General features: G+C 44.0%; 15 protein-coding genes. 9 read left to right on the top strand and 6 right to left on the bottom strand.

All coding sequences use genetic code 11. From position 1 onward, the window contains the following. The first annotated feature begins 75 nt into the window (after positions 1 to 75). The 6 genes from GJU82_RS04285 to GJU82_RS04260 all read left to right on the top strand — a co-directional run bounded on the left by GJU82_RS04285 (position 76) and on the right by GJU82_RS04260 (position 7111). Positions 76 to 1383: a serine hydrolase gene (locus GJU82_RS04285; RefSeq protein WP_153631017.1), complete on the top strand. Its 1308-nt coding sequence runs from the start codon at positions 76 to 78 to the stop codon at positions 1381 to 1383. Between the two features lie 201 nt (positions 1384 to 1584). Then, positions 1585 to 2913, top strand: a complete 1329-nt coding sequence (locus tag GJU82_RS04280; protein WP_153631016.1) for a dihydrolipoamide acetyltransferase family protein — start codon at positions 1585 to 1587, stop codon at positions 2911 to 2913. A 39-nt stretch (positions 2914 to 2952) separates the two neighbouring features. Further along, the gene (locus GJU82_RS04275) at positions 2953 to 5013 is read left to right on the top strand and encodes a thiamine pyrophosphate-dependent enzyme (protein ID WP_153631015.1); all 2061 of its coding nucleotides are present in this window, start codon (positions 2953 to 2955) and stop codon (positions 5011 to 5013) included. Between the two features lie 29 nt (positions 5014 to 5042). Further along, complete coding sequence (locus GJU82_RS04270; protein ID WP_153631014.1) at positions 5043 to 5549, top strand: flavodoxin; 507 nt, start codon at positions 5043 to 5045, stop codon at positions 5547 to 5549. A gap of 96 nt (positions 5550 to 5645) precedes the next feature. Beyond that, complete coding sequence (locus tag GJU82_RS04265; RefSeq protein ID WP_153631013.1) at positions 5646 to 6521, top strand: glucosaminidase domain-containing protein; 876 nt, start codon at positions 5646 to 5648, stop codon at positions 6519 to 6521. Positions 6522 to 6619: 98 nt separating this feature from the next. After that, positions 6620 to 7111 carry a methylglyoxal synthase gene (locus GJU82_RS04260; RefSeq protein WP_228488563.1) on the top strand — a complete coding sequence of 164 codons (492 nt, stop codon included), beginning with the start codon at positions 6620 to 6622 and terminating at the stop codon, positions 7109 to 7111. Here GJU82_RS04260 and msrB read toward each other — a convergent pair. From msrB to gyrA, 3 genes are all read right to left on the bottom strand, one after another. Next, complete coding sequence (gene msrB, locus GJU82_RS04255; protein WP_153633298.1) at positions 7089 to 7502, bottom strand: peptide-methionine (R)-S-oxide reductase MsrB; 414 nt, start codon at positions 7500 to 7502, stop codon at positions 7089 to 7091. The genes GJU82_RS04260 and msrB overlap by 23 nt on opposite strands. A 201-nt stretch (positions 7503 to 7703) precedes the next feature. Next, entirely contained in the window at positions 7704 to 8879 is a 1176-nt protein-coding gene (locus tag GJU82_RS04250; protein ID WP_194830963.1) for a lipopolysaccharide assembly protein LapB, read from the bottom strand. Positions 8880 to 8951: 72 nt separating this feature from the next. Further along, positions 8952 to 11462, bottom strand: a complete 2511-nt coding sequence (gene gyrA, locus GJU82_RS04245; protein ID WP_153631011.1) for a DNA gyrase subunit A — start codon at positions 11460 to 11462, stop codon at positions 8952 to 8954. A gap of 360 nt (positions 11463 to 11822) precedes the next feature. On the opposite strand from gyrA, the gene GJU82_RS04240 reads away from it, so the two are divergent. Further along, a complete protein-coding gene (locus tag GJU82_RS04240) occupies positions 11823 to 14375 on the top strand; it encodes an ATP-dependent Clp protease ATP-binding subunit (protein ID WP_153633297.1) in 2553 nt (850 codons plus the stop codon). Positions 14376 to 14589: 214 nt separating this feature from the next. Here GJU82_RS04240 and mazG read toward each other — a convergent pair whose 3' ends face one another. Beyond that, positions 14590 to 15375, bottom strand: coding sequence for a nucleoside triphosphate pyrophosphohydrolase (gene mazG / locus GJU82_RS04235; RefSeq protein ID WP_153631010.1), 786 nt, complete (start codon positions 15373 to 15375; stop codon positions 14590 to 14592). Between the two features lie 184 nt (positions 15376 to 15559). Here mazG and GJU82_RS04230 point away from each other — a divergent pair, with 184 nt between their 5' ends. Beyond that, positions 15560 to 16510 (top strand): PhoH family protein, encoded by a 951-nt coding sequence (locus GJU82_RS04230; protein WP_153631009.1) that lies wholly within the window; start codon positions 15560 to 15562, stop codon positions 16508 to 16510. Positions 16511 to 16540: 30 nt separating this feature from the next. Next, positions 16541 to 17497 (top strand): phosphoribosylaminoimidazolesuccinocarboxamide synthase, encoded by a 957-nt coding sequence (locus GJU82_RS04225; protein WP_153631008.1) that lies wholly within the window; start codon positions 16541 to 16543, stop codon positions 17495 to 17497. Between the two features lie 283 nt (positions 17498 to 17780). Here the strand turns inward: GJU82_RS04225 and GJU82_RS04220 are convergent, their stop codons facing one another. Both GJU82_RS04220 and GJU82_RS04215 read right to left on the bottom strand, forming a co-directional pair. Then, positions 17781 to 18224 (bottom strand): DUF5606 domain-containing protein, encoded by a 444-nt coding sequence (locus GJU82_RS04220; protein ID WP_153631007.1) that lies wholly within the window; start codon positions 18222 to 18224, stop codon positions 17781 to 17783. A 131-nt stretch (positions 18225 to 18355) separates the two neighbouring features. Continuing rightward, positions 18356 to 20431, bottom strand: a complete 2076-nt coding sequence (locus GJU82_RS04215) for a TonB-dependent siderophore receptor (protein ID WP_153631006.1) — start codon at positions 20429 to 20431, stop codon at positions 18356 to 18358. Between the last annotated feature and the right edge of the window lie 48 nt (positions 20432 to 20479).

The following is a 20479-nucleotide window of genomic DNA, read 5'->3' as shown; positions in this document are numbered from 1 at the left end:
AAAATTGCGGCACCTATTTAATTGTGCTTCGATATTTTAGTGAATTTTCACAATACTATTTCCAGAACAGTGCCTATGAGGTATTTATTGGGATTTATTTTTGCATTGCTGTTTGTCATGTCTGACTTTACACCTGGCTTTTCTGACCTGGGTGTTCCCAAACACAGCTTTTCGGTTCCTGACATGAAACCGCTTAACGAGCGGCTTACCAACGACTTATCGACGTTTGATTACTCTGATTATATTGAGCGTACGGTGGATCGTTTCATGGAAAGAAATGAATTGCGCGGTGTTTCCATTGCTGTGGTGAAGGACGAAAAGCTGGTTTTTGCACATGGCTACGGTTATGCTGATAAAGAACATAATGTCATTACCGAACCCCGTAATATTTTCAGAATTGCCAGTGTTTCAAAATTGATTACGGCTGTTGCCATTTTTAAACTCATTGAGAGTGGCAAATTATCGCTCGACTCAAAGGTGTTTGGCAAGGATGGAATTATCAACGACGAAAAATATATGCCGTATCGCGATCGGCGCATGGCCGACATTACGGTACGGGAGTTATTGAATCACTCTGGCGGCTGGACACAGAAATACGGCGACCCGATGTTTATGCCCGATGTCATTGCGCGCAAGGTGGGCGATCCGCTTCCGGCTACCATCGACACGTATTTGAAATTTGTCACCAGTCACCGGTTGCATTTCAAGCCGGGCACAATGAGTTCGTATTCTAACCTGGGCTTTGTGTTGCTGGGCGAAGTGATTGCCCGTACTTCTGGAATGTCGTATGAGAATTATGTGCGGGCCAATGTATTGTTGCCTGCAGGGATTACTGATATGCACATTGGACACGATTTATATAAGAACAAATATCCAAACGAAGTAAAGTATTACGAGCAACGGGGTTCTCTTCCGGTTAAGGCTTGTGATGGCTCGGGTTTAATTCTTCCTAAATCAAATGGTGGAAACGACATTTCACTCCTGAGTTCAGCCGGTGGTTGGGTCGCTTCTCCTGCCGAATTGATGAAGTTACTGGTTGTCATCGATGGTTTTCCCGGCGTAACGGATATATTGTCGCCCGAGAGTATCAGGGAAATAACTACTCCGAATCCGCGTGGATTCGAACCACTGGGTTGGCGTGGTACTACCGCATCGGGTTACTGGTGGAGAACGGGGAGTATGCCCGGAACGGCTGCGATCATGAAACGTCGTCCTGATGGCCTCGAATATGTGATTATTACCAATACCAGCAGCTGGAAAGGCCCGAACTTTACGCGCGACTTAAGCCACCTGATGGATCGTATTTGTCGCCGGGTAAAAGAGTGGCCTGATCAGAATTTGTTCGAATATCACCGGCCCAAAGATATGTTGGCAATTAATTAATTTACAATATAATCGGATTGAAAAGAGTACCACATTTTGGTGCTCTTTTTTTTTTTGATTGATATCTGAACATTATATTTTTACGCATTATTTTTAAAGTAGAATGAACCCTTTTCAAACCTTTCAGGCTTTAGTGTGTTAAATGAGGTGAAAATGTAAAATCGATTTATAATCATTCACAATAAAAACCGTTTAATTACAATGTCTGATTTTCAAGTGATTATGCCCAAGATGGGTGAAAGTGTCCAAGAGGGTACAATCACCAAAATGTTTGTCAAAAAGGGCGATACTGTTGAAGAGGACGATGTTCTTTTCGAAATTGCCACCGATAAGGTGGATTCGGAAATTCCCTCACCGGTTGCAGGAAAGGTAAAAGAGATTAAATACAACGAAGATGACCTGGTTGCGGTTGGGGAAGTTGTTATGTTGATTTCGATGGATGGGGAAGACGAAGAAGAGGACACTTCTTCGGAAGAAACTACCGATAAAATGGCAGAAACACAACCTGCGGCCAAAGAAAAGGCAGCGGAAACAGTAAAAGATTCCGGTGCAGCACAAGGAAATGTAAACAAACAATCGGGCCGGTTCTATTCGCCGCTGGTCCGCAGCATCGCCGATAAAGAAGGCGTTTCGTTCGAAGAGCTCGAATCGATTGAAGGAAGTGGTCAGGGTGGTCGTGTTCAAAAGAAAGATATCCTGGCTTATCTCGAAGACCGTGGTTCAGGAAAAGCTGCAAAACCTGCAGCCGACGGTGCGCCAGCCCAGGCAGCAAAAGCCGCTCCCCAGGCTCCGCAATACAAAGTTTCGGTTTCTATTGGTGCCGAAGACACAATTGTGGAAATGGATCGCGTGCGCAAGTTGATTGCCGATCACATGGTTACATCGAAACATGTGGCACCTCACGTTACTTCGGTTGTTGAAGCCGATATGACCAATATGGTTTTGTGGCGTAACAAAGTAAAAGGAGAATACCTTGAGAAGTACGGCGAGAAAATTACTTTCATGCCGCTGATTACTGAAGCAGTTGCCAAAGCATTGACTGAATTCCCTTACGTTAACTCATCGGTTGACGGTTACAATATTGTTTTGCGCAAACATGTTAATGTTGGTATGGCTGTAGCTACAGAGAATAACAATCTCGTTGTTCCGGTTATCAAAGATGCCGATATGAAGAACCTGCTCGGTCTGACAAAGGATATCAACCATTTGGCTGCTTTGGGACGTAAGAACAACCTGAGCCCGGATGATTTGCAGGGAGGAACATTTGCCATCACCAACTTTGGATCATTTGGAAACATCATCGGAACACCGATTATCAATCAGCCGCAAACTGCTATTCTGGCTATTGGTACCATCGAAAAGAAACCGGCTGTAATGGAGACACCGACCGGCGACGCTATTGTTGTCCGTCATAAAATGTTCCTGTCACTGTCATACGACCATCGTGTGATTGACGGAATGTTGGGTGGTAAATTCCTGCGCCGTGTGGCCGATATTCTGGAAGAACATGATCCCAACCGCGAAATCTAATTGACAAACGGATAACAGATTATTACAAAAGGAAATAAAATGAAAGAGAATCTTCGCGAACTTGAAGTTCCCAAGAATTACCATATTAAAAAGACGGACAAGGAGACCTTAGCCAAGTGGTTTTACCTGATGACCCTTGGTCGCGCCATTGACGAGAAGGCCCCCAACTACCTGAAACAGGCGATTGGTTGGTCTTACCATGCACCCTATGCCGGTCATGACGGCATTCAGCTGGCTATCGGTCAGGTTTTTGATAAGGAGACAGACCACCTGTTTCCTTATTACCGTGATATGTTGACAAACCTATCAGCTGGTCTGACTGCCGAGGAGTTGATTCTGAACGGGATTTCCAAAGCTACGGATGTAGCTTCGGGTGGTCGCCACATGTCGAACCACTTTGCCAAGCCGGAGTGGAATATTCACAACGTATCATCCTGTACCGGTAACCACTCGCTTCATGCCGTTGGTGTTGGACGTGCCATGCGTTATTACAAACACAAGGGGGTTTCCATCAGCTCACAGGGAGAATCGTCAGTGTCTGAAGGATACGTTTATGAGGCCATCAACGGTGCTTCAAACGAGCAGCTGCCGGTAGTATTTGTTTTACAGGATAACGGTTACGGAATCTCGGTTCCAAAACGTGACCAGACAGCCAACCGGAAAGTGGCGAACAATTTTAGCGGATTCAAAAATCTGCGCATTATTCACTGTAATGGTAAGGACGTATTCGATTCGATGAATGCCATGGCTGAAGCAAAAGCCTGGTCTATCGAAAACCAGAAGCCGGTGATTGTTCAGGCCAACTGCGTGCGTATTCATTCACATTCAAATTCCGACCGTCACGAACTTTATCGCAACGATTCAGAGTTAAACTATGTGGCTGAATATGATCCGCTGGGTAAATTCCGTCGTATGTTGCTTCGTTACAACCGCTTTACTGAAGAGGAGCTGGATGAATTGACCAACAAAGCAATGCAGGAAGTTAAGGATGTGCATAAGAAGGCTTTGAAGGCTCCGGATCCGGATCCGGAATCGATCTTCGATTTTGTATATCCTGAACCATACGTTTCTGAAAAATTTCCGGAAGGACTTCACAATGAGGAAGGTGAAAAAAAGAAATTAATCGAGGCGCTGAACAGTACCCTGAAAGAGGAATTCCGTCGTAATCCCGATACCTTCATTTGGGGACAGGATATGGCCAATAAAGACAAAGGCGGTATCTTCAATGTCTCTAAGGGTTTGCAGCAGGAATTTGGCTCCGAACGCGTGTTTAACGGCCCGATTGCTGAGGACTATATCCTCGGAACAGCCAACGGAATGTCTCGCTTCAAAAAGGATATCCGTATTGTTGTCGAAGGTGCCGAATTTGCCGACTATTTCTGGCCGGCCATGGAGCAGTTTGTCGAGATGAGCCACGAATACTGGCGGACCAACGGTAAATTTGCCCCGAATGTGACCATTCGTCTGGCTTCCGGAGGATACATCGGTGGAGGTTTGTACCACTCGCAGACCACCGAAGGCGCTTTGTCTACATTCCCGGGCATCCGCATTGTGTATCCATCGTTTGCTGACGATGCGGCTGGGCTGCTTCGTACGTCGATCCGTTCCAAAGGACCGACTTTGTTCCTGGAGCCCAAAGCGCTGTACAATTCACCGATTGCAGCAACCCCGATTCCGGAAGAATTCGAGGTTCCGTTCGGTAAAGCCCGTGTACGCAAGGAAGGTTCTGATTTGACTGTAATTACCTATGGTAATACCACCCACATGTGTATCAGTGCCGCGAACAGGCTGGAGGAAGAAGGTCAAAGTGTGGAAGTAATCGACCTGCGTTCACTTATTCCACTGGATAAAGAAACGATTATCGAATCGGTGAAAAAAACCGGTAAAGCGCTGGTGGTCCATGAGGATAAAGTATTCTCAGGCTTTGGTGCTGAAGTGGCGGCTACCATTACTTCCGAGGCTTTCGAATATCTCGACGGCCCGGTTCAACGTTTGGGTTCAACCTTTACACCGGTAGGTTTCAATCGTATTCTCGAAAAAGCCATTCTTCCAAATGATGAGAAGATCTATAACGGTATGGCCGTATTACTCAAGTACTAAAACTTTAGTTGAAGATTAACCATTTAGCAATGAAGAAAATAGGATTATTCTATAGTTTCCATACACAGAAAACCGCTAAAGTGGCCGAAAAGATACAGAAAGCTTTAGGTGAGAAAGATGTAGAGGCCCTTAATGTGGAGGAAGTTGACGAAAAGAAGTTCGCCGGTTTCGATAACCTGGTACTGGGTGTGCCCACCTGGTTCGATGGTGAATTGCCTAATTACTGGGACGAATTTGTTCCAGCTATCGAAGAAATGGATTTAAAAGGCAAAAAAGTGGCCATCTTCGGATTGGGCGATCAGATCAATTATCCGGAGAATTTCTGTGACGGAATCGGTATAATGGGCAAACTGATGGAACAACAGGGTGCTGAGCTCGTAGGGTTTGTTCCGGCCGATGAATACAATTTCGAAAGCTCGGTAAGCGTTCGGGGTGACAAATTTGCAGGACTAGCACTCGACCAGGAAAATCAGGCTCGAAAAACCAATAAACGTATCGAAGATTGGGTAGCAGGACTTAAGAAGTCATTTAACTGATTATCTGATACTTTTTATTGATAAAATATGGAATACCATGCTGCGGGAGATCCTCCCTGGCATGGTATTCGTATTTTTAGCCTACATTTGTAACTTATGAAACGAAGGCAAAGGAACAGACTTTTTCAAGTTATTGTCGTTACCGGAGTAGTGATATTGGTTGCTTTACTAACCCGAACACCTAAATTCAAAACCAGGAAACTACAGTTGCTGGAGAAACAAATTGGCAGTATTGACAGCATTATCCCTCCCGGCGATTCCACTATTATTCCCGTTAGCTACCAGGGCGTACCTGATTTTACCGATTTAGATCCGCAGGTTCGTAAGGAGAAATTCATTCAGTTTATGTTGCCGGCGGTACTCGTGGTTCGCCATCAACTGATGGAAGATTTGCGGCATGTCGAATTTGTTGAAAATCGTATGGATGCGGGAGAACGTGTAGCCCGCTCAGATACAGCATTCCTGAATCACATGTTTAAGAAGTACCATACTGATTCCATAAACGTACTGAAACGGAGGATTTATCCCCATCCGGTAAGTTTAGCCATTGCTCAGGCGGCGTTGGAATCGGGCTGGGGTACATCGCGTTTCTTCCGGGAAGGGAATAACATTTTTGGCGTTTGGTCGTTCGATAAGGACGATTCGCGCATCGCATCAAAATACAAACGAAATGGACGTACGATTTACCTGAAAAGTTATTCTTCCTACATACAATCCATCAGTAACTATTACCTGACCATTGCCAGGGTGCCATACTACAAAAAATTCCGGATGAAACGCTGGAAAGGAGCCTCATCCATTGAACTACTCCCGTATTTAAGCCGCTATTCTGAGAAAAGTCAGTACGCACAGCTGGTCCGCTTGATTCTCTGTGAGAACAACATACCAAAATTCGACAATTATTCATTAAGGGAATATGAACACAAATCGGGCATTGTGTTGTTTATTCATGAAAAATTGAAGTTTTGGTAAGCATTTTTTCGCTTCGACAGTTATGTTTATTTAGTAGCTTTACGGCATAATCATATCAGGATTTTTAACCGTCTTGGACTAAATTAAATCAGGGTATAATGTCAGAAATAATGAAAAAGAAGAAAAGAATCGCACTGGTTGCACATGACAACCGGAAGAAAGATATGATGGAATGGGTGAGCTACAACTGGAATGAACTGGCTCAACATTCTTTGGTTGGCACTGGAACTACCGGAAAACTGGTTGAAGAAGTCATTAATCAGAAATGCATTGAAAACGATGCCGTTCCACCAGAATTAACCCGTTTGAAATCAGGACCATTGGGTGGTGATCAGCAATTAGGAGCGATGATTTGCGAAGGCCTGATTGACGTGGTCATCTTTTTTTGGGATCCCATGCAGCCGCAGCCGCACGATGTCGACGTGAAAGCATTGTTGCGTATTTCGGTATTGTACAACGTCCCAACGGCTTCGAACCGTTCAACTGCAGATTTTCTGATCTCATCGGAACTGTTTCACAAAGAATACAAACCACGCATTAAAGATTATTCAGGCTATATTACCCGTTCTATTGACATGGAGATGGAGTAGTATCTTTATCAGGAACGAATTTCAGCGCCGCTGAATTAATGCAGTAACGCAACCCGGTTGGTGGCGGGCCATCGTTAAAAACATGTCCCAGGTGAGCATCGCAGTGGGCACAACGAACTTCGGTTCGAATCATGCCGTGACTGGTGTCCCTGACTTCTTTTATATTTTTATTGTCCGCAATATCGCTGAAACTAGGCCAACCACAGCCAGATTGAAACTTGGAACCAGAATCGAACAGCAAAGCGCCACAACAAACACAATGGTATGAACCTTTTTGATAGAAATCGTAATAAACACCGGTAAACGGTCTTTCAGTTGCCGATTTCCGTGTAACATCGTATTGTAGTGGCGTTAAGTTCTCTTTCCATTCTTTGTCTGTTTTCTTCACCATAGTTTGATTGCTTTGTTTCGATTTTGAATTTTGTGCCTCGCTCGTAATCGCCCCAAGTAAAATGAGTCCGATAATGAAAATTGCTTGTCTCATGCTACTATATACTAATACTCGCTTGTCTTATAATTAATATTATGTTATTTTAGTGTTTCGAAAAACAGGGAAGCTAATTGGCCTCCCTGCTTTGGTATACTTGTTGAATTATTTCAAACTGTCGAGCCTGGCTTGAACTTCTTTGAACTTATCCATCATTTTCAGACGGTAATACAAGTTTTTGAGATGCTCCAGAATAAAGCGGTCTTTCGGGTTTAGTTCGCTGGCTTTTTCCATATAAGGAATTGCTTTCTTGAACTGAACATCAGCTTTCCCTTTTTCAGCTTCGTATTTATCCTGTTGTGTCGGCGGTATCTTCGCAGCAACTTCCAGCTGTTTCACACCCCGGTTGAAATAGACAACACCCATGTTATAATATGCATCTGCAAATTTCGGGTTTACTTCAGTTGCCTGCTGATATGCTTTCAATGCTTCGTCTGAGCGGCCCAGTTTATCAAGAGCTGCTCCTTTAGCAAAATAGAATGTCGGATTTTTCGGATCTTTCTCAATGGCTTTATCAAGATATGAAATTGCATCTTCCGATTTATTCTTCGACATGTAGTAGTTGATTAGCGAAACCAGTATGTTCTGACTTTCCGGATATGCTTCAAAACCTTCTTTCATTGCGCTGACAGCAGCTGTGGTATCACCCATGGCTTCGCATGCGCTGATGATTTGACCATATGAAGCGCCACCATTGTAATTGTATTTGATACACTCTTTAAAGTAGTCAATTGCTTTTTTATACTGCTTGGCATTGGCTGCCGCTAAACCGGTATTGTAAATAATGACTGTATCAACCGGTGTATCCTTCTTGAACATATCGGTCTTTTCAATATCCAAAATGTTTTCAAAGTACCGGGTGGCATCATCATATTTTTCTGCCTGAAAGGCATTAACAGCGGCCTTTGTCAAATCCTGAATCAGGAATGTCAATTTAATTTTGATACCGTTGGCATAACGGCCTTTATCATCCAACGACAGGGCCTTCATATATGATTTGTAGGCTTCTTCCAACGGATTGTCACTCAGTTTTTTATAATTCTCATCTTTCGATGCAAAAATAGCCTGATAGATTTCACCACGAACTTCCCATGTACGAGGCCAATCAAGCGTTTTGTTTGATTTGTCATTATTCGGATCAACCGTTTGCTCTATGGTCTCCAGAGCTTTGTCCAGCTTTCCGCTTTCCTTATAATTTTCAGCACTGGATACTTTACCTTTCTGCGCGAATACAGTAGTTCCGGCAAGAAGTAGGATGACTACAAAGAATACTTTTTTCATGTTTGAATTGATTATCATTTTGCTACTTACAAATTTGCTTGAATTTTCAGAAAGTACAAACTTTCCAACAAATTATTCTACTACTCCGTTATCAGATTCATTATCAGCCTGTACTGCATCATCTGAAACATCAATTCCAGTGTCGGCGGCCCCTACACGGGCAACAGATGCAATTGAGTCATCTTCTCTCAGGTTAATGAGCTTAACGCCTTGTGCAGCACGTCCCGTCATCCGAATATCCTTGACGGGAAGACGGATGGTAACGCCCGACTGTGTGATGATCATCAGGTCGTCATCGTTACTTACGCTTTTTATTGCTACCAATGAACCCGTTTTCGGGGTAACATTAAGGGTTTTTACACCTTTACCTCCCCTATTGGTCACCCGGTAATCATCAATTTTAGAACGCTTTCCGAATCCGTGTTCAGACACCACAAGGATATCCTCGCTTTCATTCTCCACACAAACCATACCAACAAGTTCATCCTTGTCGTTACCCAGCGTAATACCGCGTACTCCAGCCCCTGTACGGCCAATGGCCCTCACCTTATCTTCCGGGAAACGAATAGCTTTTCCGGTGCGCACTGCCATCATGATTTCGTTATTACCGTTGGTCAGCCGTGCTTCCAATAATTGGTCATTCTCACGAATTGTAATGGCATTTACCCCATTTTGGCGTGGACGCGAATAAGCCTCGAGTGATGTTTTCTTGATTACACCTTTCTTAGTACAAAGAATGATATAATTGTTATTGATGTAATCTTCGTCCTTCAGATTTTTAACGTTGATGAATGCTTTAACGTTGTCGTCCGGCTCAATATTCAGCAGGTTTTGAATTGCACGTCCCTTGGAGGCTTTTGTGCCTTCCGGAATTTCATAAACCTTCAGCCAGAAACATTTACCTTTCTCAGTAAACAGCAGAATGGTGTTGTGCATCGTGGCGATAAACAAGTACTCCAGAAAATCTTCTTCACGCGTGGTTGAACCACGGGAACCAACACCTCCGCGGGACTGCGTACGGAATTCAGTTAAAGGTGTACGCTTCATGTATCCCATGTGCGAAATGGTGATGACCATTTCATCATCGGCGTAGAAATCTTCCGGATTAAACTCTTCTGCTGAATGGATGATTTCTGTTCTTCTTTCGTCACCATACCGGCCCTGAATCTCTAGTAATTCATCTTTGATAATCTTCATCCGGAGAGGCTCATTGGCCAGGATATCTTTCAGATATTCGATTTGCTTCATCAGCTCAGCGTACTCTTCGTGCAATTTGTCACGCTCCAGCCCGGTCAGTTTCTGCAAACGCATATCCAGAATGGCGCGGGCCTGAATCTCATCCAGATCAAAATTCGCCATAAGGCCTTCTCTTGCCTCTTCCGGCGTTTTTGATGCACGAATCAGGCTGATGACAGCATCCAGATTATCGATTGCGATAATTAAACCGCGTAAGACATGAGCTTTTTTTTCTGCCTGGTCCAGCTCGTACTTTGTGCGCCGGACAACTACTTCGTGACGATGTTCAACAAAATAGTGAATCAGGTCTCGAAGGTTCAACATACGTGGACGGCCTTTTACCAACGCAATGTTGTTTACACTGAACGTCGACTGTAACTGAGTGTACTTATACAGCTTATTCAGTACAACACTGGCCATGTCATCACGTTTGATATCGACCACAATACGCATTCCTTTACGGTCCGACTCATCATTGATATTGGCAATTCCGTCGATTTTCTTTTCGTTAACCAGTTCAGCGATTTTAATAATCAGTTCTGCCTTGTTAACCAAATATGGAATTTCGGTAATGACCAGTTTTTCCCTTCCGTTCGGCGTTACCTCAATCTCTGATTTTCCACGCATGACAACCCGCCCACGACCGGTTTCATAAGCTTCACGTACGCCAGAGTATCCATAAATGATTCCCCCTGTCGGGAAATCGGGTGCCTTGATCAAATCGATCAACTCATCCACTTCTATGTCAGGATTGTCGATATAGGCATTAATCGCTTCAATGGTGTCGGTCAGGTTGTGTGGTGGCATATTAGTTGCCATACCCACTGCAATACCCGATGCACCGTTAACCAGCAAATTCGGAAATTTGGCCGGGAGAACAGTGGGTTCTTTCAGCGACTCATCGAAATTGGGGGCAAAGTCAACCGTATTCTTGTCCAGATCGGCTAATGCTTCTTCTGCGAGTTTTTGAAGACGGGCTTCGGTATAACGCATGGCAGCCGGACTATCACCGTCGACCGACCCAAAGTTTCCCTGTCCATCAACCAGCGGATATCTCATCGACCAACGCTGTGCCATACGAACCATGGCAAAATATACCGAGGAATCACCGTGCGGGTGGTATTTCCCCAATACCTCACCAACAATCCTTGCTGATTTCTTATACGAGCGATTGGAGTAAATTCCCAACTCGCCCATTCCAAACAGGATTCTTCGGTGAACTGGCTTCAGTCCGTCACGAACATCCGGAAGAGCTCTTGAAACAATTACCGACATCGAGTAGTCGATGTAGGCAGATTTCATCTGCTCTTCAATATTTATCTTAATTATCTTTTCTCCGTCAGCCATTTACTTTAAATTAAAAATTTCTAACGTCTCTTTTTAGGTCACACAAAAATAGTAAAATATAGGTATCTATGAGAATTATTTGCGCTTCAATTTACTGACAAACCCAAACTCCTGCTTTACATATTGTTTGGGCTTTCAAATGACGAAAAGTCAGAAAGGTTACATATTTTGACAGATAATAAATTATGGATTAGTAAACTTTCTCGTTTCCAGCACGAATCCACTGAACATGCTGGTGCGATCGGTTGTTAATTTGGCTAAAACACCTTGAAAAAAACTGAAATAATAGCTATTTTAGTAATTTCGGATTACCCGGAACAGTATTTGATAAGCAATTGCAAACACAGTTAGCTGATGAGTATGGATTCAAAATTTTCACCCAGAATAAAAGATGTCCTCTCCTACAGCCGCGAAGAAGCCATCCGGTTGGGGAATGATCACATTGGAACCGAACACCTTTTTCTTGGAATTCTAAGAGATGGTGAGGGAGTCGCCATTGATATCATGACCCAGCTAGGTATTGATTTCTCCGGCATCAAGAAGGATGTGGAAAAAGCAGTTATTAATGACAAACCACTTGGGCCCGATGCGTCGGTACCATTGATGAAAAGTACCGAGAAGGTTCTCAAAATTGTTTATCTCGAGGCACGCTCATTGAACGAACAGACCATTAGTACAGGACATTTACTCCTGGCTATTCTGAAAGATCAAAATAGCCTGGTAAGTCAGCTGTTCAATGACTATGGGCTGGGTTATGACGATGTAAAAACCGAACTCGGGCATCTTTCAAAGACCGAAAACAAATCCGATTTTCCGGAAGACAGCGATGACCAGGACGATATGTATGGTGGTCGTGGTAGCGGAAGTGGGCCGTCTGGTTCAGGTAGCACCAAAGGTTCTTCTCCCAAAACCGAAACTCCGGTTCTCGATAATTTTGGTATCGATATTACCAAAGCAGCCGTTGAAGGCAGCCTTGATCCGATTGTTGGCCGTCAGAAAGAGATCGAGCGGATTGCACAGGTTTTAAGCCGGCGCAAGAAAAACAACCCAGTTTTAATTGGAGAACCTGGCGTTGGTAAATCGGCTATTGTAGAAGGTCTGGCCTTGCGCATCGCACAGAAAAAAGTGTCGCGCATATTGTTCGACAAACGCGTGGTAAGCCTCGACTTGGCTTCTATTGTAGCTGGAACAAAATATCGCGGACAGTTTGAAGAACGCATGAAAGCGATTCTCAACGAACTTTCGAAAGTGGACAATGTGATTCTTTTCATCGATGAGATTCACACGATTGTTGGTGCCGGCGGCGCTACCGGTTCGCTGGATGCTGCCAATATGTTAAAACCTGCGTTAGCCCGCGGTGATATTCAATGTATTGGCGCCACTACGCTTGATGAATACCGCCAACACATCGAAAAAGACGGTGCCTTGGAGCGTCGTTTCCAAAAAGTAATGGTGGAACCAACCAGTATTGAAGAAACCATCGAGATTCTTAATAACATCAAAGAACGTTACGAAGATCACCATAACGTAATTTACACGCCGGAAGCGATTGACGCTTGCGTGAAACTCACAACCCGATACATTACCGACCGGCATCTTCCTGATAAGGCAATTGATGCATTGGATGAATCAGGTTCAAGGGTTCATATCTCAAATATTACGGTTCCTGACAGGATTATTAAGCTGGAGGACGAAATTGAGGGTACCCGGAACGAAAAAATTCAGGCTGTAAAAAGCCAGAATTTCGAGTTGGCTGCCAGCTTTCGGGACAAGGAAAAAAACCTGTTGGCCAAACTTGACAAAGAGAAGGATGACTGGGAAAAAGAGTTGGAAAATCACCGTGAAACTGTTGGTGAAGAACAAGTTGCCGATGTAGTTTCTATGATGTCCGGTATTCCTGTACAGCGTATTGCTGAAGCAGAAGGTAAAAAGCTGAAAAACATGCTGGCCGATCTGAAAGCAAATGTGATTGGCCAGGATGAAGCTTTGGAAAAGATTACCAAGGCGATTCAGCGAAACCGTGCGGGATTGAAGGATCCAAACAAACCAATTGGAACTTTCATCTTCCTTGGTCCTACCGGGGTTGGAAAAACGCAGTTGGCGAAAGTATTGGCTGAATATCTGTTCGACAGCAGTGAAGCGCTGATTCGCATTGATATGAGCGAATACATGGAGAAATTCTCTGTTTCGCGGTTGGTGGGTGCTCCTCCGGGATATGTTGGGTACGAAGAAGGTGGCCAGTTGACAGAAAAAGTAAGGAGAAAACCTTATGCCGTTGTGTTGTTGGATGAAATTGAGAAAGCACACCCGGATGTTTTCAACCTGCTTCTTCAGGTATTGGATGAAGGTCGTCTGACGGATAGTTTAGGTCGCAAGATTGACTTTCGAAATACGATTATCATCATGACTTCCAATATTGGGACCCGCCAACTGAAAGACTTCGGTCAGGGGTTGGGCTTCAATACCAATAAAACACCTGATGATGAGAACGAGCATGCTAAATATATTATTCAGAAAGCGCTGAAACGTGCTTTTGCACCGGAATTTTTGAACCGTGTGGACGATGTGGTTCTCTTCAATACTTTATCGAAGGAGCAAATAGGCAAGATTATCGATATCGAGCTTAAAGGCTTGTACGAACGTGTTGAAGCATTGAATTACAAACTGAAAATTACAAATAAGGCAAAAGATTTTATTTCTGATAAAGGTTTTGATCCACAGTTTGGAGCGCGTCCGTTGAAAAGGGCTATTCAAAAATACCTCGAGGATGAAATGGCAGAAGCCATTATCCAAAACCGGATTGAAGATGGCTCAACAATAACCATTGATTACAATGTCAAAGAAAATAAAATGGTGGTCAAGATTGTCTCACCGGCAGGCCCGCCCAAGGCATTAGAAAATAACAGCAATTAAAAGAGGGTGTCCGAAAAGTTGAATTGGAAAAGTGTTTACTTTCAAATTGAAAGCAATCTTGGATTTACCCCTCCTCCCGATGGACATCGGGACTCCCTAAAGGTGAGGCTTAAAGTCCCCTTCAGGGGATTTAGGGGTAAATAACTAAAGCTGTACTTACAATTTGATAGTTCTGAAAATGCTCTTTGGACTTTTCGGACACCCTCTTTTTTGATTACTTATTATCCAGTTTTTTGGCCTCCTCCCAGTATATGTCCATCTCTTCCAGGCTCATATCATGCATGGAACGTCCGTTACCGAGCGTTTTCTCTTCCAGGTAATTAAATCGGTGGATGAATTTGCGATTCGTGCGTTCCAGGGCCGTTTCCGGATCAATATCATACAAACGTGCGGCATTAACCAGCGAAAAGAATAGATCGCCAAATTCCTGTTCCATTTTGACCGGGTCATTTACTTTCATTTCGTGCTCTACCTCCGCCAGTTCTTCTTTCACCTTGTCCCAAACCTGTTCCCGGTATTCCCAATCAAAGCCAACCCCCCTCGCCTTTTCCTGTATCCGATTAGCCTTAACCAGTGCCGGAAGCGATGTGGGAACGCCTTCCAGAACTTTCTTCTTACGACCTTTTTCCTTCAATTTCAGTGCTTCCCAGTTTTCCTCTACTTCGTTAGCATCAGCTACCGAAACGTCGCCGAAAACGTGGGGATGCCGGTAAATTAGTTTTTCCGTCAGTGCGTTTATCACATCACCAATGTCGAACGAGTCCATTTCGTCGCCAATCTTGGCGTAAAAGACGATATGCAGCAGAATATCACCCAACTCTTTTTTGATTTCCGGTAAGTCGCGCTCAATGATAGCGCCACCCAATTCGTACGTTTCTTCGATGGTTAACTTTCGAAGCGATTCAAAGGTCTGCTTTCGGTCCCACGGACATTTCACCCTTAGTTCGTCCATTATATCCAGTAACTTTCCAAATGCATCCAGATGTTCCTTCTTCGCCATGTAATCCTTTATTTAGAGAATGATAATTTATTTTTTATAAACCAAAACGGCTTTACTGAGTTTTGATTTGCGAACGAAGTTAATAAATTCTTTTGTGGGGGTAATCTGCCGGAAGGTTGTCGTATCAACACGAAAAAAAGTGTTTATTTTGTAGTGCCTTTCATTGAGGTGATAATAAATGTTTATGATCGAAAAGATTTTTGAACTCGAAGGCGTAGAACATACTTCTTTCTTTGGAGTGCGGAGCAGTAAAATTGATTTGATAAAGTCCTACTTTCCAAAACTAATCATCACTGCCCGTGGGCACAACGTCAAAGTAAAAGGTGAACATACGGAAATAGAGGAGTTTACCACCAAATTTCAGCTGGTACTCGACCACTACTACCATTACAATTCATTGTCCGACGAGAGCATTCATCAAATTATGATGAACGCGGAAACCATCGACCGGCAATTTCCCGGACAGGAAGATATTTTACTTTTCGGAAACTCCGGGAAACCCATAAGGGCACGTACTCCCAATCAGCGAAAGCTGGTTGAAAAGGCGAAAGAAGACGATTTGATCTTTGCCATCGGCCCGGCTGGTTCAGGAAAAACCTACACGGCCATTGCTTTAGCCGTTCGGGCGTTGAAAAACCGTGAAATCAAACGGATCATCCTGAGTCGCCCGGCTGTTGAAGCTGGTGAAAATCTAGGCTTCCTACCGGGAGATTTGAAGGAGAAGATCGATCCATATCTGCAGCCGTTGTATGATGCGCTGCTTGATATGATTCCACCGCGAAAGCTTGAAGAATTTCTGAAAGATGGCGTCATTCAGATTGCACCACTGGCATTTATGCGCGGACGTACACTCAGCAATGCCTATGTTATTTTGGACGAAGCTCAGAATACTTCTATCCCGCAATTGAAGATGTTTTTAACCCGAATGGGACTAAATACCAAATATGTGATTACCGGTGACATTACGCAGATTGACCTACCCAAAAAGCAGCCTTCGGGCTTGATAACTGCACTCCGAATTTTAAAGGATTTAGAAGGAATTTCCATCATTGAATTTGACAAGGGCGATATTATCCGGCACCGTTTGGTACGCGATATTGTTGAAGCATACGACCGTTATGATAAATCGAAATAAGCATTTTTAAAACTATTAAACTTTATCAACATGAGCAGTAAAGCCATTACCCGGACAGATTTCAATTTTCCCGGACAAAAAAGTGTTTACAAAGGAAAAGTGCGCGATGTGTATAACATCAACGACGATTACCTTGTAATGATTGTTTCCGACCGGATTTCTGCCTTCGATGTGGTGCTCCCGGAAGGCATTCCTTACAAAGGACAGGTTCTGAACCAGATCGCATCTAAATTTTTGGATGCAACTTCGGACATTGTTCCGAACTGGAAAATCGCGACTCCTGACCCAATGGTCACTGTTGGACATATGTGTGAGCCTTTCAAAGTAGAGATGGTCATTCGTGGTTACCTGACGGGGCACGCCTGGCGCGAGTACCGTGATGGAAAGCGCTCGTTGTGCGGCGTTCCTCTCCCGGAGGGAATGAAAGAAAATCAGAAATTTGCTCAACCACTCCTCACTCCTACAACCAAAGCCGACGAAGGCCATGATGAGGATATTTCCCGTGAGGAAATTTTGGTTAAGGGACTGGTAAGCGAGGAAGACTACGTGTTACTTGAGAAATATACGCACGAATTATTTCAGCTGGGAACCGAAATGGCGGCCGAAAAGGGGCTGATTTTGGTAGATACCAAGTATGAATTCGGTAAGAAAAATGGTCAGATTTACCTGATTGACGAGATTCATACACCGGATTCATCACGCTATTTTTATGCTGATGGCTACGAAGAAAGATTGGCCAATGGCGAAAAGCAAAAGCAACTGTCGAAAGAATTTGTGCGTCAGTGGTTAATCGAAAATGGTTTCCAGGGACAGGATGGCCAGAAAGTTCCGGAGATGAACGAAGAGTTTGTCAACCAGGTTTCCAACCGATACATTGAGCTGTTCGAGAAAATTACCGGTGATACGTTTCAAAAAGCCGAAGCCAACGACGTTGCCGCTCGTATTCAAGACAATGTAACGAGCTACATTAAGCAAACGCTCTCATAAACTTCAATGTAAACTAACTTTTTAGTTATTGGATATTGATAAAATTATTCAGATTGATGACGACCGCAGCAATTTCTTCCTGTTAAGGAGATTACTGAAAGAAACGGATGTCGGGTAGATTTAGCTCAAAATGCAAGCGAATGGATTAAGCTCCTTAAAAAGGACAACTATTCGATTTTTTCAATCCACCCGATTTTGAGGATCTGTTTCACGTACCCAAAAAATTCCTAAAAAAAAAGAGGGCATTCAATGTTGAATGCCCTCACCCCATATCTATAATAAATTATTTTTTGCTGTCGTCTTCCGATGCTTCAGATTTTGCTGCTTCTTCATCTTCTACCTCTTCATCGTCATTCAGCAATTCCTTCTCCTGAAGCAGGTTGTACCACTGAATAACCTTCCGGATATCGGAAATGTATACCTGGTCACGGTCATAATCGGGCAATACTTCGGCAAAATAATTGGTAAGTTCCTGGGTCGATGCCTTGTGACTAATCGCTTTACCGCCATTTTCTTTTTTGATGATATTTTTGAAAACGTCTTTCAACGGAACGTCTTCCTGTAAAGTGTAAATGGCAATATCTTCCAATGAACTGATTTTAGAGCTGGCAAATGCCGGCATCTTTTTTCCGTTCAGCAACGATTCGACAATGATGTTATTTTTTCCTTCGGATACTACTTTAAAAAGTCCGGGCTGTCCGGAAATCGCCAAAATTCCTTTTAACATATGCTTCGTTTCTTATTTTTTTGGTGCACGAATATAGTAAATAAATTGGCGCAAAACCTTGACAAGAGTAACGTGGATTCAATCCGGGATGCATTTTTGCAACATCCCGGCCCGAATCCATTAATTTATTATCAGAAATCGATTTGCCGTATTATCCCAAACCGAATCCAGCGCCCCGGTTGTGCGAGATTCCCAAAATCGTAATAGGTTTTATCCAACAAATTGGAGATTCCCATGTATATGTTGGTTCCTTTTCTCTTCCAATATAAACGGGCATCGGCCAGCCAAAATGGCTTGTAGCTAACTTCTTCACCATAGCTGGTCCCTGTCCAACGGGTGTAGGCGCCGTTTCTATCCTGGTAAGAGAATTGCCAGTTGGCACCAACGTGATTCCAGATGGCATGTGAAATACCGATGTCGAGCTTGTTTTTCATGTAATCCAGTACATACCTGGAAGCATAAATTCCGCTCTGCTTATTCTGGTTCATCCATGCATACGAAACATCGATGGAATGAATAAAAGTCTTCTTTCCGAATAACTCTTTGGGATTGATTCGTGCCGCGAACTCTACCCCATCGGTGTTTATTTTGGTCAGGTTTTCAGCATGCCAAACTGTCTCGTCGGGTTGACGGACCCAATCAATCATGTTTTTCCCCCACCGGTGAAACAACGAAACATGGCCTGTTAAACCTTTCTGTTCCAATTTTATTCCTGATTCCAACACTGTAGCTTCTTCCGGTTTTAAATCGGGATTTCCGACGTTTGTCGGACTGCTGTAATATAAATCGGTAAAGGTTGGCATTCGCAGTGACTTGTTCACGGATGCATACCAACGGGCTATCTTGCTGAAGTTCCAACTCATATTGGCTCCGGGGTACAAATTCCATTTCATTCCCAGCTGCGAATTCCAGTTAGTCACCAGTCCGCCCGAAAACGTCCAGCTTTTTAGGTAGGCCGAATGCTCCAGGAACATACTGAAGTTGGTCCGGGAATCGGATTTCGTAAACCGGATTCCATCTTCTCCCGGAACATTAATTGGCTTGTCCATCTCTTTTCCCAACACGGTACTCCAGATGTTCTCACTCCGGAAGTTGGAACCAAATGCTGTTTTCCCTAACGGGGAAGTAAACCAGGCATTCAGGCTGGTTCCGTACACATCGGTCAGGTGATAATTGTGTTGTGTGTACCACGAAGGCGCATCAACCATACCGCGAAAAAGCTCAAAACGGTCTTGATTTCGCCGCCAATAAACCGAAGGTGTAAAATGCACTACCTTGCCGGTTTTCATTTTCGCTGACGCGAAAATAGTTTTAATGCGCTCGTACTGATTGGGATAAGCAGGCGTATAGAAGCTATTGGCACCAAATCCACGGTTGGTGTAACCGGTCTGGATTTCCAGGTTACCTGCATTGGTCATGATTTTCCCCTGGTAGAATCCCTCACCGATATTGAAATCCGTGTTGTTGATATAACCATCGGATTTTCGGTAATCAGCTGCCATGAAGTTTTTCATGTGTTTCGTAACCCAGGTACCCGACAAACCACCATTATAATAGCCGTGCTGTCCGCCTGCAGCGCGCACTTTCAAATTCGAATGATCACTGGTCCCGGTGATGATGTTGATGGCTCCGCTAAAGGCGTTGGCTCTGTAAACCCGGGATGCGGGCCCTTCGAGGATTTCGATGCGTTCGACAGCATCGAGGCTGATGGGGAGATTTAAATTGTGGTGACCCGTTTGCGGGTCGGTGATGTTGATGCCGTTAAGCAGGATGAGAACCTGGTCGAAAGAACCACCGCGGATGCTGACATCGGCCTGAACGCCAAAATTACCACGTTGTCGTACATCAACATTTAATGCATACTCTAAAAGATCCTGGATACTCTGGACCGGGGCAGCCTCAATCTCGTCCTTCCCGATAACGGTAACGGCACGAGCCACCTGTGAGAAGGTTACAGGGGCACGTTGCGCACGCACCACTACCTCATCCACCTGATGAACGTCTTTTGTCAGATCGAGGGTATCGCGGCGGGCATCCAACAGATTGGTTGCGGCGTTCGAAGGTATGGCATGCAAAAAATACATCACCCCCAGCGAGCCTATACGCACTACTTTGTGCAGGCTACAAAAGACCGAGTACCCTTTCCTGCCCCACTTTTTAAACGTCACCACTTCGGGTGCCTGGCGCTTGCCAGTTGTTTTGTCCATAAAATGATTATTTAACTTATTAATCTATGAAAGGACATAAACGTGTTA

This window comes from Prolixibacter sp. SD074 (assembly GCF_009617895.1).
GTDB lineage: Bacteria > Bacteroidota > Bacteroidia > Bacteroidales > Prolixibacteraceae > Prolixibacter.
The sequence above is the reverse complement of the archived record's forward strand: the minus strand, read 5'-3'. Positions and strand labels throughout refer to the sequence as shown.